Origin of the sequence: Halopiger djelfimassiliensis (assembly GCF_000455365.1) — an archaeon.
GTDB classification, from domain to species: Archaea; Halobacteriota; Halobacteria; order Halobacteriales; family Natrialbaceae; genus Halopiger_B; species Halopiger_B djelfimassiliensis.
On record NZ_HG315686.1, the window covers coordinates 216099 to 232079 of the forward strand.

16 protein-coding genes are annotated in these 15981 nt (G+C 64.4%); 11 read left to right on the forward strand and 5 right to left on the reverse strand.

All coding sequences use genetic code 11. The features are described 5' to 3' along the window. Window positions 1-196 precede the first annotated feature (196 nt). Together TX80_RS12185 and TX80_RS12190 are read left to right on the forward strand one after the other, a co-directional pair. Window positions 197-2173 carry an OPT family oligopeptide transporter gene (locus TX80_RS12185; protein WP_049924064.1) on the forward strand — a complete coding sequence of 659 codons (1977 nt, stop codon included), beginning with the start codon at window positions 197-199 and terminating at the stop codon, window positions 2171-2173. Continuing rightward, window positions 2170-2520: a PqqD family protein gene (locus tag TX80_RS12190; RefSeq protein WP_049923410.1), complete on the forward strand. Its 351-nt coding sequence runs from the start codon at window positions 2170-2172 to the stop codon at window positions 2518-2520. The genes TX80_RS12185 and TX80_RS12190 overlap by 4 nt, the downstream gene beginning before the upstream one ends. Before the next feature lie 15 nt (window positions 2521-2535). Here the strand turns inward: TX80_RS12190 and TX80_RS12195 are convergent, their stop codons facing one another. The 4 genes from TX80_RS12195 to glyA form a co-directional block, all read right to left on the reverse strand. Beyond that, entirely contained in the window at window positions 2536-3429 is an 894-nt protein-coding gene (locus tag TX80_RS12195; RefSeq protein WP_049923411.1) for a bifunctional methylenetetrahydrofolate dehydrogenase/methenyltetrahydrofolate cyclohydrolase, read from the reverse strand. A 146-nt stretch (window positions 3430-3575) separates the two neighbouring features. Beyond that, window positions 3576-4535, reverse strand: a complete 960-nt coding sequence (locus TX80_RS12200; RefSeq protein ID WP_049923412.1) for a hypothetical protein — start codon at window positions 4533-4535, stop codon at window positions 3576-3578. Between the two features lie 114 nt (window positions 4536-4649). Further along, complete coding sequence (locus TX80_RS19990) at window positions 4650-4775, reverse strand: hypothetical protein (protein ID WP_268258145.1); 126 nt, start codon at window positions 4773-4775, stop codon at window positions 4650-4652. Between the two features lie 127 nt (window positions 4776-4902). Then, the gene (gene glyA / locus TX80_RS12205; protein WP_049923413.1) at window positions 4903-6150 is read right to left on the reverse strand and encodes a serine hydroxymethyltransferase; all 1248 of its coding nucleotides are present in this window, start codon (window positions 6148-6150) and stop codon (window positions 4903-4905) included. 263 nt (window positions 6151-6413) lie between these two features. Here glyA and TX80_RS12210 point away from each other — a divergent pair, with 263 nt between their 5' ends. Then, window positions 6414-8588: a hypothetical protein gene (locus tag TX80_RS12210; RefSeq protein WP_049923414.1), complete on the forward strand. Its 2175-nt coding sequence runs from the start codon at window positions 6414-6416 to the stop codon at window positions 8586-8588. Between the two features lie 2 nt (window positions 8589-8590). Here TX80_RS12210 and TX80_RS19020 read toward each other — a convergent pair whose 3' ends face one another. After that, window positions 8591-8728, reverse strand: coding sequence for a hypothetical protein (locus tag TX80_RS19020; RefSeq protein WP_154658639.1), 138 nt, complete (start codon window positions 8726-8728; stop codon window positions 8591-8593). A 268-nt stretch (window positions 8729-8996) separates the two neighbouring features. On the opposite strand from TX80_RS19020, the gene tbsP reads away from it, so the two are divergent. The 8 genes from tbsP to hflX all read left to right on the forward strand — a co-directional run bounded on the left by tbsP (window position 8997) and on the right by hflX (window position 15943). After that, window positions 8997-9815 carry a transcriptional regulator TbsP gene (gene tbsP / locus TX80_RS12215; RefSeq protein ID WP_049923415.1) on the forward strand — a complete coding sequence of 273 codons (819 nt, stop codon included), beginning with the start codon at window positions 8997-8999 and terminating at the stop codon, window positions 9813-9815. Window positions 9816-10232: 417 nt separating this feature from the next. Further along, on the forward strand, window positions 10233-10517 hold the full coding sequence (locus TX80_RS12220) for a cytidine deaminase (protein ID WP_049923416.1): 285 nt from the start codon (window positions 10233-10235) through the stop codon (window positions 10515-10517). Window positions 10518-10584: 67 nt separating this feature from the next. After that, the gene (locus TX80_RS12225; protein WP_049923417.1) at window positions 10585-11289 is read left to right on the forward strand and encodes an RNase P subunit p30 family protein; all 705 of its coding nucleotides are present in this window, start codon (window positions 10585-10587) and stop codon (window positions 11287-11289) included. Further along, a complete protein-coding gene (locus TX80_RS12230) occupies window positions 11273-11917 on the forward strand; it encodes a class I SAM-dependent methyltransferase (RefSeq protein ID WP_049923418.1) in 645 nt (214 codons plus the stop codon). Before TX80_RS12225 ends, TX80_RS12230 begins: the two co-directional genes overlap by 17 nt. Beyond that, window positions 11914-12399: an Rpp14/Pop5 family protein gene (locus TX80_RS12235; RefSeq protein ID WP_049923419.1), complete on the forward strand. Its 486-nt coding sequence runs from the start codon at window positions 11914-11916 to the stop codon at window positions 12397-12399. Before TX80_RS12230 ends, TX80_RS12235 begins: the two co-directional genes overlap by 4 nt. A 4-nt stretch (window positions 12400-12403) precedes the next feature. Further along, window positions 12404-13159, forward strand: coding sequence for an archaeal proteasome endopeptidase complex subunit alpha (gene psmA, locus TX80_RS12240; protein WP_049923420.1), 756 nt, complete (start codon window positions 12404-12406; stop codon window positions 13157-13159). A 232-nt stretch (window positions 13160-13391) separates the two neighbouring features. Beyond that, a complete protein-coding gene (locus TX80_RS12245; protein ID WP_049923421.1) occupies window positions 13392-14117 on the forward strand; it encodes a ribosome assembly factor SBDS in 726 nt (241 codons plus the stop codon). Between the two features lie 524 nt (window positions 14118-14641). Next, window positions 14642-15943 (forward strand): GTPase HflX, encoded by a 1302-nt coding sequence (gene hflX / locus TX80_RS12250; protein WP_049923422.1) that lies wholly within the window; start codon window positions 14642-14644, stop codon window positions 15941-15943. Window positions 15944-15981: the final 38 nt, after the last annotated feature.

A 15981-nucleotide genomic window follows, 5' to 3' on the forward strand; every position in this document is an offset into this window, starting at 1 on the left:
ATATCATATAGTGAACGCTCGTTCCAAACATTATCATCTTTATAGTATCGGGGGGCTATCGTCGGAGCAGACACGGCGGACTCCCTCGGGCGGACTCGACGTCGAACGGACCGACGAGACCGATGCCGACGATGCCCGGGACTGTGCGGACCGGTCGACGGAAGCGAACTCCGAAGGGCGTCCGCTGTACTCGACTATGTCACACGGACCATCGGAAGAACAGACGGAGCCGATCGACAGCGGCACAGCACGTGAACAGGTACCGGACGACGGACCGAGTCCGTACGTTCCCGCGGGGAAAAGCGTCGCGGAGCTCACGATCAAAGCGGTCGTGATCGGACTCGCGCTCAACGTCGTGATGCTGACCGCGAACATGTACCTCGGGATGCGCTCCGGGATGACGATCAGCGCGTCCATCCCGGCCGCGGTCATCAGTATGGGCGTCTTCTACGGCCTTCGGCAGGTCGGCGTCGGCGGAACGATCCTCGAGAACAACATCGTCCAGACGATGACCTCCGCCGGCGAAGCGCTTGCGGCCGGCGTGATCTTTACGATCGCCGGCATCACGTACCTCGATCAGCCGATCGATATCGCCGGAACCGCATCGGTCGGGATTCTGGGCGGACTGCTCGGAGTCCTGTTTATGATTCCGATGCGGCGTTACCTCATCGTCGACAAACACGAGGAGCTTCCCTATCCGGAGGGGACCGCGTGTGCCGACGTTCTCGAGGCCGGAAACCGCGGCGAGGAAGGGGTGAAACTCATTTCGGTCGGATTCCTCGTGAGCTTCCTCTATATGTGGTTGGCAAACGGGATGGCCGCCTTCAAGACGACCATCCAGACGGCGTTTTCGGCCGGCGAGACGGAAGGGTTCGCCATCGGCGGTGACTTCACCCCCGCGCTCGTCGGCGTCGGCTACATCATCGGCCCCCGGATCGCCGGCTACGTGTTCGGCGGCGGGCTGATCGCCTGGATGATGCTGATCCCGCTGCTGGTCACGGGGGGCTTCGTCCCGGAATCGGCCGCCGACGCGTCCCTTATGACACAGGCCGATGATGTCTGGGACAATTACATCCGGTATGTCGGTGCCGGTTCGATGATCGTCGGCGGGTTCTACGCGATCGTTTCGATGCGCGGAACGATACTCGACGCGCTCCGGACCGCCGCCGCGGAACTCGGCGGGTCCGACGCGTCCGGATCCGGAACGGAGAAACGTACCCAGCGTGACCTCCCGATGAAGGTCGTCGTGATCGGCGCGGTCCTGATCGCGCTCGCGCTGGTCGCCGTTCCGCAGGTGCAGGTCGGCCTTCTCGGCGGCTTCATCGCCGTCATCGCCGCGTTCCTCTTCGTCGCCGTATCCGCGTACCTCGTCGGGGTCGTCGGCAGTTCCTCGAACCCCGTCTCGGGGATGGCCGTGGCGACGGTCCTGATCGCCGCGCTGTTGATGAAATCGACCGGGGTCACCGACCCCGTCGTCGTGCTTGTGACAGCCTCGGTCGTCGCGATCGCCGCTGCAGTGGCCGGCGACACCTCCCAGGACCTCAAGACCGGCTATCTCCTCGGTGCGACCCCTCGAAACCAACAGATCGCACAGGTGATCGGTATCTCCCTTTCGGCCCTGTTCGCCGGCTGGGTGCTGTACTTCTTCCACGAGGCGTACGGCATCGGCGGCGAAACCATCCCGGCACCCCAGGCAGGGATGATGGCGCTCCTCTCCGAGGGCGTGCTCACGGGGACCGCCCAGTGGGGGATGATCCTCATCGGCGCGGTCTTCGCGTTCGTCCTGATCCTCATGAACGTTCCCGTCCTGCCGTTCGCCGTCGGGATCTACCTGCCGATCACGCTCGCGACGCCGATCTTCCTCGGCGGCCTGCTTCGTGGTGCGATCGACAAGTACGTCGCCCGGAAGGACGACGAGGACGGCACCCTCGAGGAACACACGACATACCGCGGCCGGATCATCGCGGCGGGGCTGATCACCGGCGAGGCGATCATGGGTATCGTCATCGGCGCGCTGTATATCACCGGGACCGGTGCCTCTGACGGCGCGCCGTTCCCGATCGGACTCGACGGCGGCACGCAGACGGTACTCGGCATCGTCGCTGTCGTCGCGTTGGTTGGCATCTTCACGGTGAGCGTCCTCCGGAACATGCCCGACACGAACGCCACATGACCGCTCACGCGCCGTCGTCGATCCCGAGACGGACCGCCGACGACTGGGAGGAGACGACCGTCGACGGCGAGTCCCGCGTCACCGTCCACTGGACGAAAACGCCCCGAAACCGGATCGACCGGTTCCTGTTCGATCTCTTCGGGACGAGCCGGGAGCGCGAACTCACGCTCGACCCCGTCGGGACCACGGTCTGGCGTCACTGCGACGGCGACCATACCGTCTCGGAGATCGCGTCGGCCGTCGCCGACGCCCACGACGCCGAGCGCGTCGAACCCGTCGACGAGACGCTGGCGCACTTCCTCATGCAACTCGAGGAACGGAACCTGATCCGGTTCGACGACGGGTGAGAAACCCCGACGGCGTCAGGGTAACTCGACGTCGATCCCTTCCTGCAGGCTCGCGGCCTTGACCGTATTATACAATAGCATCGCGCGCGTCATCGGCCCGACGCCGCCGGGGACGGGCGTGATCGCGCTTGCTTTCTCCTTTGCGCTCTCGAACTCGACGTCGCCGACGAGTTCGTACCCCTTCTCGGTGTCCGCATCGACCCGATTGACGCCGACGTCGATCACGACCGTTCCCGCCTCGAGCATCGAGCCATCGACGAGTTCGGGGACGCCGGCGGCGGCAACCACGACGTCGGCCCCGCGGGTCTTCGCGGCGAGGTCGTCCGTTCGCGAGTGACAGACCGTCACCGTCGCGTTCCCGTCGTCGGCCTTCTGGAGCAGGAGGTTCGCGAGGGGCTTGCCGACGATGTCCGAGCGGCCGACGATGGTCACGTCCGCGCCTTCGGTGTCGACGCCGGCCGACTCGAGCAGTTTCTGGACGCCGTGGGGGGTACAGGGGCGAAAGCGGGCGTCGCCGGCGACGAGTCGACCGACGTTCTCGGGGTGAAAGCCGTCGACGTCTTTGATCGGGTCGACCCGGCGGATGACCTCGCGGTAGTCGACGTGGTCCGGGACCGGGGCCTGGACGATGTAGCCGTGCACGTCGGGGTCGTCGTTGAGGTCGGCGATGGCGTCGTACAGTTCTTCCGGCGGCGCGTCGCCGTCGACGTCGACGTGGTGGCTCTCGATGCCGACCTCCTCGCAATCGCGCTGTTTCATGTTCACGTACGTCTGGCTCGCGGGGTCGTCGCCCATGAGAACGGTCGCCAGTCCCGGCCGCGAACCGGCGTCGGCAAGCGTCTCGATCGCGTCGGTCAGTTCGTCCCGGATCTCGCTCGCGACGGCGTTGCCGTCGATGATCTCGGTCATTACTCGAGTAAGCGGCCGCGAGGCTAATCAACCCTCGGATTCGTGCGCAAAATCCTCCTGAAGTGGGGCATAAATAACCACATACGTGCACATTCGGGATCCGCGTTTCGTCGCCGTGTCCGCCCACACGGAGCCGTCGCCGGCACTCACGTCCCGTCCCGATCGACCGTTCCCGGTTCTGAGACGTTCCACTCGGCGGTATCGCGTTCGTCGCTTACCGCCACGTCGTAGTCGTACTCGGATCTGACGGTTCGATACTCGTCCGCGTCCGCCTCGTCGATCAACTGCGCGGCCTGTCGCTCGTGGACCTCGCGAGCCGCCTCGAGCGCGTCGGCGTTGACGTCGATACCCGCGGCCTCGAGCTCCGGCGCGAGTTGCTCCGGCCAGGCGTCCGCCGGGAGGAGCACGACCGCGCGGTCGTCGACGGACAACGGCGGTCGGCCGGCGGCGTGTGCGTCTTCGCCGACGAGCTCGTGGCGCTCGATCGCCTCGAGGATACCGATCACGTCGGAGGCGGGGACGTCGTTCCCGACGTCGGCCATCACGTCGTCGAAGACGACGGGATCGATCGGCGCGTCCATCGTCTCCGGACGCGGCGTCGGATCGCCGCGGGCCTCCCGTTCGATCGTCCCTTCGGCGACGGGATCGCTTTCGTCCGCGACGCCCGGGAGCGGTTCGGGGCGGTACGGCTGGCCGTCGTCGTACCGGACCGGGACGAGGCCGATCGTCTCCGCGGTCGTGATGGCGTCGAACAGCAACGGTCGATCGTCGTCGTACGTCTCGAGATCGAGCCCGAGTCCCTCGGGAGGGGCAGCGCGAACCAGTAGGTCGGGGACGGGTGCAACGATCGCCCCCTCCTCGTCCCGGAGCTGTCGCGGATACGGTGCGTCGGCGGTGGCCGTCTCTGCGATCCCGCTGATCACGAGCATCGTCTGATCTTCGTACCGGTCGAGGCCCCAGTCGATGTGGTCGCCGCTCGATGCCCCCATGTGCTCCGCCACCGGCGTCACGTCGATTGCGAGTTCCGAGGCTGCCGTCTCGTCGGTTTCCCGGAGCTCGAGCAACCGTTCGTCGTCTAGTAGCGTTCCGGTCGGGCGTTTCGACATCGACGACGGTACGGCAAGCCGGAAGATAAGCCGCGTGCCGGCGAGTGACAGGCGACGGCCTCCAGCGAGCGTCACGGGGTGTGGCGATCGAACCGGCGGTTCGGTACTCGACCGTCAGCGGTCGTCGCCCTCGTCGTCGTCCGATTCCTCTTCGACGTCGATCGGTTCGACGCCGGGGCCCGGCTCGTCGTCCCTGCGATCCTGTTTCGCGTCGGGTTCCGGTCGCGATTCGTCGGCCATAGTTCGTGGTGGTCGCGTGACCGGCTTGGCCGTTCTACATGGCTGTTCCGGCGTCGGAACGTAGCCGCGAGAATCGCGACTCGAGACCGCAATCGGCCGAAAACACGTCCGAAAAACCGTTTCGTTTCTACTCGTACAGCGAGTTCTCGTCACACAGCCGCCGGACTTCGTCCCGGACCTCGGCGATGACCGATTCGTCTTCGGGGGCGTCGACGACGCGGGCGATCAGATCGCCGACCGTCCGGCAGTCGTCCTCGTCGAAGCCGCGGGTGGTCAGTGCCGGCGTGCCGGCGCGGATCCCGCTCGGATCGAACGGGGAGCGGGTCTCCCCGGGCACCGTGTTCGCGTTGAGGACGATGCCGGCTTCCTCGAGCGCGTCTTCGGCGTCGCCGCCCGACGTATCGGGGTGGCTCTCGCGGAGGTCGGCGAGCACGAGGTGGTTGTCGGTCCCGCCCGACACCAGCGAGAAGCCGTGATCGGAAAGCGATTCGCCGAGCGCTTCGGCGTTTGCGACGGTCTGTGCGGCGTACTCCTCGAACTCCGGCTCGAGAGCTTCCTTGAAGCCGACGGCCTTGCCGGCGACGTTGTGCATGAGCGGGCCGCCCTGTCCGCCGGGGAAGACCGCCGAATCGATGTCGTCGGCGAACTCCTCGCTCGTCATCACGATCCCGCCCCGGCCCGAGCGGATGGTCTTGTGGGTCGAGCCGGTGACGAAGTCGGCGACGCCGACCGGCGAGGGGTGAACGCCGGCCGCCACGAGCCCGGTAATGTGTGCGATGTCCGCGAGATGAAGCGCGTCGACGTCGTCGGCGACGGTCTGGATGCGCTCCCACTCGATCTCGCGCGGGTACGCGGAGTACCCCGAGACGATGATGTCCGGCTCGAACTCAGCGGCGTGTTCGGCGAGGCCGTCGTAGTCGATGTACCCCGTTTCCGGATCGACCTCGTACTGCTCGACCTCGTAAAGCTGGCCCGTGAAGTTCGCCGGGTGGCCGTGGCTGAGGTGGCCGCCGTGATTGAGGTCCAGCGAGAGGATCTTGTCGCCGGGCTCTAACATCGCGAAGTAGACGGCCTGGTTGGCCTGGGTGCCCGCGTGGGGCTGGACGTTGACGTGCTCGGCACCGAACAGTTCTTTCGCGCGGTCGATCGCGAGTTCTTCGACCTCGTCGGCGTACTCACAGCCGCCGTAGTAGCGCGATCCGGGGTAGCCCTCGGCGTACTTGTTCGTCAGGGCGCTCCCCTGTGCGTCGATAACCGCGCGGCTGGCGTGGTTCTCGCTCGCGATCATCTGCAGCGTCGACCGCTGGCGATCGACCTCGCTCTCGAGCGCATCGGCGACTTTCGGATCGACCTCCCGAACGTGGTCGTGGTCCATGTCCGATGTGGTGTCCGACTGCTGTATAAGTGTACCCCTCCTCGGCAAGTCGAGCCTCGATCGGCCGTCGTGACGATCGGCGAAACGGCTCCGCTCGGCTCCCGTCGCCGACTCGAGTACCCGAGTCGTCCGCACATTCCGCGGGATCGAACCGGCGGACGCGGCCGATCGTGAGACGCGGCTGACTTGGAACGTTAGCGTTTGACACGGTTGAGTTACCACCCGATACAACTAACTTTTCTGAGTGACATTCAGTAGACCGAATGATTGAGTGGGCGGTGAGAGAGAATACCCTCCGCGTGACGGACGCAGATAACGCCGAGTTGGCAGTCCGTGGGGACGATCTCGTCGTCGACGGAACCGACGCCGACATCTCGCGTCCGGTCGACGAAACGCTCGTCGTGACTGCGGACGAACTCCGATTCCCGCACGCGGTCGTTTACGCCTTCCCGCTCGAGTCGACGGAGCCGTACGAACTCGATCCAAGCGGTGAGCCACTCTCGCTCCCGCCCGACGAGTACGTCGTCGACGTCGACACCGAAATCAAGACGTACCTCCGGTTTTCCGGGCGTGCAACGATCGAGAAAACCGACGATTTCGAATCGATCGTCGTCTCGTTCCCCGAACGAACGCGCGTCGTCGTCGGCTTCCGGAGTCACCACGAGCTTCCCGCGGGAACGATTACGGTGCCCGACTCACCCGACGCCGTTGCCACCGCACTGACACACCTCTCCTCGTCGCACAAGACGACGAGTCCGGACCGAACCTACCCGACGCTTCGCGGCCATCCTCCGTTGCTCGAGCCCGGGGACGCTCTCGAAATCCCCGACAGCATCCGAAACGACAGTCCGGACTCCGGCATCGAACTACAGGTCCCATCCGACTACGAGACGCTGTACGTCGTCGCCCCGCTGGCCTACTATCTGCAAGCGACTGTCCGGACCGTCCCGGCGGGACAGTTCGGTCCCAGCCGACCGCGTCTGCGGCTTACCGGTATGGCGATCGAGGAACGACTCGCCGCGATGCCCGATCTCGAACGCGACGTCGAACGGCTCCTCCGGAAAGCGTTCTTCCTGGACTGTCTCGTTCGTAACGCCGGCCCGTACGGCACCGACCTCGCGGAACTGAGCCTGCTCGAGGCGCTCGGTCTCGACAGCGACGCCCTCTACGAGGCGTCCCCGCAGGAACGACTCGCCGCGTATCTCGAGGTCCCCTACGCGGCTATCGAACACCGACTCCCCGACTGGCATCTCTCGACGTACGTCGCCCCGGAGTACGATCGCCTCGAAACGCTGCCGTTCCTGCTCGATCGGATGAGTCTGATCTACCGGCCCCGAACGTCGGAACTCGAGGGCCGAGAACTGGTCGAGCGCTCGCTCGAGGACTTCTATCGCGGCGGGCGCGACCGCGCTACCGGGTCTCACCTGTCGGCTCGCGGCGACGGCGACTGTCCCTCCGAGAACCTCGACAGGGCAAGCGCCGGACAGGTCGCGTCGGTCGATATCGTCAAACCGGAGCTCCGACACGGTCGCGTCCACGGCTGGCTTGCCGACGGCGTTCCGATCGACGTCTTCAACTCCGCGACCGAGGCGTACTACAACCGCCTCGAGTACCTCGAGCGGACCAGTGATTCGACGTCGATCTGTGTCGTGTTGAACGACCCGGAGATGGCGGGCGAACACGACGACGTCGCTGAAATCTACCGCCGACGATCGGAGGAGCTACCGATCGAGGTAACCGTCGAGGAGTCACTCGGCACGGCCGAACTCGCGCGGGTCTTCGAGGACGAACACGACTTCGTCCACTACATCGGACACTGTGAAACCGACGGCTTCCGGTGTCCGGACGGTTATCTGTCGGCCTCGAGTCTCGATCGGTGCAACGTACAGACGTTTTTCCTGAACGCCTGTGGTTCGTTTTACGAGGGAACGACGCTCGTCGAGAAAGGCAGCGTCGCTGGCGCAGTAACGTTCACCAAGGTATTGAACGATCACGCCATCAAGGTCGGATCGACGTTTGCAAAGCTTCTCGTCCACGGGTTCAGCATCGAACGCGCGATGAGGCTCGCGCGCAGTCGAATCATGATGGGGAAAGATTACACGGTCGTCGGCGACGGGACCCACTCGCTGACACAGGGTGAGCATCGACAGCCAACGACGATCACGATCGAGCACCTCGACAACGGGGCCGAACACCGGAGACAGTCAGCCACCGAGAAATACCTCGTGACCTTCGATTGCTATTCGACTCGCGTCACTGGCTCCTATTATTTCCCGCACACGGAGACCAACGAGTACGCTTACCTCTGTGGATCCGAATCCAGCTTTACGCTCTCTAAACCGGAAGTCGCGACGCTACTCAAAGAAACTGAGGCATCGGTGATCTACAACGGAGACATCTACTGGTCGGGAGAACTCTGGCCGCAGTTCGACCGCTGAGGTTACGGCCCGCCGTACGTACTGATTCGTTTCGCGCGCATCACCCGTCCGCCCACCGGTTCACGCCGATCCGTCCGCAGTCCGTACTGTTCGAGGAGGGCATGCACGGTCCACCACAGTCGATCGCGTGTCGAATCCATACGATACTGTAATAACATGTCACTGGTATATATTTATTGTCATTATTTCTACCATTGTCGTGGAGAGACGAAGGGGAAGCTGAATTACCACCCGGCCGAGGGGCCGTGACCATCGAATCGAGAAGCCGTTCGGTCGAAGCCGCACATATGTCGACGGGATGATCCGAACTGGAACAAAAATTACCGGTTCGTCAGTCAGACGAGAAGTTCTGCTGTGCAAACGGCCACCAAAATTAAGTAATTCGGTTTCGTTTACTTCTGTATAGGCATGACCTCGAATTTACTTAATCACCAAATTGACGATATCCTCGGGTCGGTGCTCGAGGATGCAAGCGGAGACGTCTACATGGTCAACCCCTCGTGGGATGCCATCGAAGAGTTCGTTTCGGTCGCCACCGAGTTCGACGGATCGCTTCCGACGGTCCACATGCTTGCCGACGAACGGACGCTGAAAGACGTCATGGACGACTTCATCGTCGCCTCCAACGCGGCCGACCTCATCGCCGAGGACGCGCTCGCGCTGCGAACGCTCGAGGAGGCACCCGAAAACTCGCTGTTGATCACGAGCGACCGCGTCGTCGCCGTCGTCCACGCCGGGGACCGCGTCGGCGGGCTCGTCACCGACGACGAGAGCTTCGTCGAGGACACCTACGACACGTACGCGGCCCGCTGGGAGGACGCCACGCAGTACAACCTCCGGACGCCGCCGATCACGGCCGTTCGCGAGACCCTCTCCGAGGAGATCAGCCCCGACGCCGAGGACGACTTCACGTCGATTCTCAACTCGCTCGAGACCGCCCGCGGCGACGGCGACGGCCTCGACGAGGTGACCATCTCGCTGCTGGTCGCGGCGAAAAACGAAGCGCTGCTGTACGACATCAGCAAGTGGGGCGAGGACGTCGGCATCGCCTCCAAGGCGACTTTCTCGCGTACCAAGACCAAGCTCGAGGACATGGGGCTTATCGACACCGAGAAGGTTCCGATCGACGTCGGACGGCCGCGGCTGCGCCTGAAGATCGGCGACGATCGCCTGCGTGAAGCCGACAACGGCCAGCTCGCGACGGTCGCACAGTCGATTCTCAACTGAACCGAAATTTTACTCTGCGGTCTTTCGCGCCGGCGGCAGCGTAGCTGCCCCACGGCGCGTTGTCCCTCGGTAAAATTTCGATCAAAAGCCTCCTCCTTCCGTTCCGTGACCCAAAGCGTCACTCCACATCAGTCGTCGGCCCGCTCACGGCGTTGCCGTTCGCGGTCGTTATTGGGTAATCGCCTGCCCTTCCCCGGATCGCGTGCCCTCACGTTCGTTCGGACACGCTCTCGGCCATCTGTATTAATACGACTGGCGAGTGATGGTTGAGAACCATGAACACATCGCCGCTGACCTCCGAAGACGAAGCGCTCCTCGAGCGAGTCATCGAGACGAACGGTCGACGAGCGCTTTTTCGACGGTGCACACATCGTCGCTGCGGGAATCCGGACGGACGACGGCAGCGTCTACGAGGGTGTGAGTCTCCCGGCGAGTATCGGCCGCGCTTCGTTCTGTGCGGAACCGGTCGCGGTCGGGTCCGCCATCGCTGACGGCACCCGTCATGACGCCATCCGGACGTGCGTCGCCGTCGCGTACCCGATGGCGGATCACGAAGCGACCGAGATTCGGGTAGTCCCGCCGTGTGGTTCCTGCCGGGAGTTGCTGGCGGATTACAACGAAGACATGCGCGTCATCGTCCCCGTCGACGGGGAGAACCGAGTCGTTGCCGCTATCGATCTCCGTCCGGCTCGGACGTGGTGAGTTCGCGACGACGGCGTGTTCGCTACAGGACGCAAACCCCAAGTCACCGCCGCGAGAGTCCTCGAGTATGTACGAGGCCGTCCACGCCCACCCCGACGGACAGAGCACGGTCGCCAGAGTCGCAAAGACGGCGGCCGAGTACGGGTTCGAGGGCGTGGTCGTGCGCAATCGATCGGGCGCTCGAGCCGACTACGACCCCGACCGGATCGCCGAGGCGTACGGTATCGACGTCGTCGACGGCATCGAAGTACAGGCCGACGATCCACAGCAAGCAAGCGGTGCCGTCGGCAACTACCGGACCTCCCACACCATCGTTGCGATCGACGGCGGGACGAACGTGCTGAACCGGTTCGCCGTCGAGAACGACAAAGTCGACGTGCTCGCCCATCCCATGAGCGACTCCGGTGACGTAAACCACGTCCTCGCGAAAGCCGCCGTCGAGAACGGCGTCCGCCTCGAATTCGATCTCTCCGGCGTGCTCCGGGAAAGCGGCGGCCGGCGGGTACGAACCATCCAGTCGCTTCGTAAACTCCGGGAGATCGTCGACTACTACGACGCACCCTACGTCGTGAGCGCGGCCCCCCGCTCACACCTCGAACTGCGAGCACCCCGCGAGCTGAAAGCGCTCGGGGAACAGGTGGGGTTCTCGAGCGACTTTATCGAGGCAGGGCTGGCAGAATGGGGCCGGCTCGCGGAGCGCAATCGCCACGTCAAGTCCGAGTCGTTCATTGAGCCGGGGGTCGAACGGGGCAGGTATGAAAAAGAGCCTTGAGGACCACGCCGCCCGGTTCGACGAAATCGCCAGCGAGTACGACGAGTCGAGCTCCGACGAGTACCGTGCCTGCGCCAACCTCGTGATCGAACACGCCGCGCCGAACCCGGACGACGTCGTGCTCGATCTCGGGACCGGGACCGGTGCGATCGCGCTCGCGCTCGCCCCCGACGCCGAACGCGTCGTCGGCCGCGACATCAGCGAGGGGATGATGGAGGAAGCCCAGCGGAAAGCCGACGCGGAGGGACTCGAGAACCTCGAGTTCGGATACGGGACCTTCCGTGATCCCAGCTACGACGGCGACGTCGACGTCGTCACCTCCAACTTCGCGATGCATCACCTTTCGGACGCGGAGAAACGCGAGGCGATCGCGGTGATCGCCGACCTCGAGCCACGGGCGTTCGTCCTCGGCGACGTGATGTTCTTCGGCGAACCCGATCCCGAGGAACCCTTTTACTCGCCCGAGGTCGACGATCCGGCGACCGTCGGCGTGCTGGCCGACGCCTTTACCGACGCCGGCTTCTCGCTGACGGCCGTCGAGCGCGTGCACGATCAGGTCGGCGTGCTGGTCGCCGAGCGCGGACCGGCCGGCTCGGCCAGCCTGACGGCGGCCGACCGCGACGAATGAAACACCTCCCGAAACACCTCCGGCCGCGGTGGCGGTATCTCGCGGTCGGAATCGAAGCGTGGCCGGACGCCGAGATCGACAGGCGCACGTTCCAGCGCGAGGTGTGGTACGCGGGCCAGAACCTCCTCGGCGATCCGGGGAGTGCGGACGCCGATCTCTCGGTCGTCAGGTTCGAGTTCGCCGCCGGGACCGGCGATGCACTGGTGAAAGTCCGCCGCGGACACACCGAGTCGGCTCGCGCAGCCCTCGCCTGCATCGACGAGATAGACGGCTCTCCCGTCGGAATCGCCGTCCGCGGTATCAGTGGTACGATCCGTGCCGCTGAAGAAAAGTATTTAGGACGCGGCGGGCAAGATTCCGAGGAGAGAAACGTCGTGTTCGGGAACGAGGAGCGAGTCGCCGTCGTGCGCGATGGATCTGCAGACGTGCGACTCGATGAGGCGTTCACGGGGACGACAGACCTCGATTACGATTTAGCGTGATACTATGCAGGGACAAGCCCAACAGCAGGCGTACGACCGCGGCATCACGATCTTCTCGCCGGACGGCCGACTTTACCAGGTCGAGTACGCCCGCGAGGCGGTCAAACGCGGCACGGCAAGTATCGGTGTTCGAACGAGCGATGGCGTCGTGCTGGCCGTCGACAAACGAGTTCCCTCCCCGCTGCTCGAGGACTCGAGCGTCGAGAAGATCCACAAGGCAGACGACCACATCGGGATCGCAAGCGCGGGCCACGTCGCCGACGCCCGCCAGTTGATCGACTTCGCGCGCCGCCAGTCGCAGGTCAACCAGCTGCGCTACGGCGAGCCGATCGGCGTCGAGACGCTGACCAAGGAAGTCACCGACCACATCCAGCAGTACACGCAGGTCGGCGGCGCGCGCCCGTTCGGGGTCGCGCTGATCGTCGGCGGTATCGACAACGGCGAACCGCGGCTGTTCGAAACCGACCCGTCGGGGACGCCCTACGAGTGGAAGGCGCTGGCCGTCGGTGCCGACCGCGGCGAACTCCAGAACTACCTCGAGGAGAACTACGACGAGGACGCCGACCTCGATGGCGGCATCTCGCTTGCCCTCGACGCACTCGCATCGGTCAACGATGGCTCCTTGCTCGCAAACGAGGTCGGTCTCGCGACGGTCGACGTCGAAACCGAATCCTTCGAGCAGTTCGAACAGGATCGTATCGCCGGCTACCTCGAGGAGAACGGTCTCCTCGACGAAGGCGACGAGCCCGACGACGAGTAAGCGGATCGAAACCGACTTTTTCGACCGTTCGTGGATCGGTAGCCGTCAGCAACCGGTTTTCGTCACCGATCGATCCTGGTCGACGGCTCGCCGGGACCGATTGAGTCCCCACCGTTCGAACCATCGAGTTATCACCGATCGTCGATCTCGGTTGGGTTCGATGGGTGCCGGATCGGGCGACCGCGTTCCGGATCGGGAAACACTCTTTTAATTGGCGAGGAAAGATCCAGTCATGATTTCGCTCGACGAGGCGGTCACGGCGCGACTCGAGTCCCACGGGGCGCGCTTCGAGGTACTCGTAGATCCGGACGCGGCGCTTGCGATCAAACGCGACGAGTTCGAGGGCGATCTCGAGGACGTCATCGCGGCCGAAGACGTCTTCGAGGACGCCTCCCGCGGGGACCGACCCGCCGAGAACGACCTCGAGACGGTATTCGACACGACCGAACCGCTCGAGATCATCCCCGAAGTCATCAAACGGGGGGAGATACAGATCACGGCCGAACAGCGCCGGGAGATGCAAGAACAAAAGCGCAAGCAGTTGATCGACACCATCGCACGGAACGCGGTCAACCCCCAGATGGACAACGCGCCGCATCCCCCCGAACGGATCGAGAACGCGCTCGAGGAAGCGGGATTCACGGTCGATCCGATGGAACCGGTCGAGGGGCAGGTCGACGACGCCCTCGACGCGTTGCGCCCGGTGATCCCGATCCGGTTCGAAGAGGTCACCGTCGCGGTACAGGTGCCGGCCGAGTACGCCGGCAGCGCACAGGCCCAGATCCGCCAGTTCGGCGAGCTAGAACGCGAGGAGTGGCAACCCGACGGATCGTGGATCGGCGTCCTCACGTTCCCGGCGGGGATGCAAAACGACTTCTACGACGTGGTCAACGAGTACACGAGCGGCGAGGCCGAAACGGAGATCGTCAAGGACAAGGACGATATCAAGACCCGGTAAGCCGATTCGTCGGCCGCATTCTCGTGGTTCGGCTGACTTCCGTGCCCGGGTGGCTCGACTCCAGTCGTCACGATCCGGGAGACCGCCTCGAGTGCCAACCGGACGGCATCCGCCGTCGGTTCTTTGCAAGCGCTCGGAACAGACCGTCGTCGAACCGCTAAACCTTGGTGCAGTTGTGCCGACGGGAGCCGCTCCAAACCGGCGACTGATGCGGGATACCGGACCGGCCGACGGCGGCGTGCACTGGATTCAAGACGGTTCGACGCGTACGGTCGGCTATGATCGTCGTCCGTTCAACGGAGGTGTTCGACCGGCATCGACCGCAATAGCGTGTTCGGGCGCACGTCACTCCGTTCGTTCCCACCCGTTTCGCCGCACGTATGCCCGGGGCATCGCCAAATCGGCTGCCGGAGCGGCGACGGACGGGGCCACGCGTTCGAGACACGATCCGTCCCGGACGACCCTCGTGAGACCGGCACAGACGAGCAACTGCGCCCGACGGCCACACACGCCCAGCCACTCGCATGAGAGCAATCATCGCCAAGCGCGTCGATTCCGGAACGCCGGAGACGAGTGAAATCCGCGATCTCGCCGCGGCGGCGGGATACACCGTCATCGGCGAGGTCACCCAGTCCAGACGAGCCGATCCGGCCCTCCAGATCGGCGAGGGAAAAGCCCAGGAACTCGCCGATCTGGTCGCCGAAACCGATGCGACGACGGTTATCTTCGACAACCGACTCGGCCCGTACCAGACGTACAACCTCGGGCAACTCCTGCCCGACGGCGTCGAGGTCATCGATCGGTTCACGCTGATCCTCGAAATCTTCGGCCAGCGCGCCCAGACACGAAAAGCACAGCTCCAGGTCGAACTGGCCGAACTCCGGTACGAACTGCCCCGAGCCGAAGCGAAAACGAGCCTCGCCAAACGCGACGAACATCCCGGTTTCATGGGGCTGGGCGAGTACGACGAGAGCCGCGAGCAGGACATCAAAGCCCAGATCAGCCGGATCAAGGACGAACTCGAGCGGATCGAGCGGACCGAAGAGCATCGCCGGGAGCGCCGGCGCGACTCCGGCTTCGATCTGGTCGCACTCGCCGGGTACACGAACGCCGGCAAGTCCACGCTTCTCAGACAGCTTTCGTCGGATCTCGAGGTCGACGAAAACGAGGACTTGCATCCGGACCTCGACTCGACGGCCGAGTCCAAGGACAAACTGTTTACGACGCTTGGGACGACGACCCGCCGGGCCGCTATCGAACCGCGGGACGTGCTGGTCACCGACACCGTCGGGTTCATCAGCGATCTCCCCCACTGGCTCGTCGAATCGTTCAAATCGACGCTTGATTCGGTCTACCGGGCCGATCTCGTCTTGCTCGTCGTCGACGTCAGCGAACCAGTCGACGAGATCCACGAGAAACTCGTTACCTGTCACGACACCCTCTACGAGCGCAACGAGGCTCCGATCGTGACGGTACTGAACAAGATCGATCAGGTCAGCGACGAGGAACTGGCCGAAAAGCGCGACGCGCTCTCGGCGCTCGCGCCGAACCCGGTTACCGTCAGCGCGAAGGACGGAACGAACGTCGACGCCTTGCTCGAGCGGATCGATGCCGAACTCCCTGACTGGGAACGGGAGCGTCTCGTCTTGCCGATGACCGACGAGACGATGAGCCTCGTCTCGTGGATTCACGACAACGCAAACGTCGAGGACGTAACCTACGGTGACGAAGACGTGCTGGTCTCCTTCGAGGCCCGTCCCGCAGTGATTTCACAGGCGCGCTCGCGTGCGAGCGAACTCCGGACTGCGACGGCGGAATCCACGTGACCGCCACGGCTTCGCGCGTGTGACCGCCGTCCCGCGTA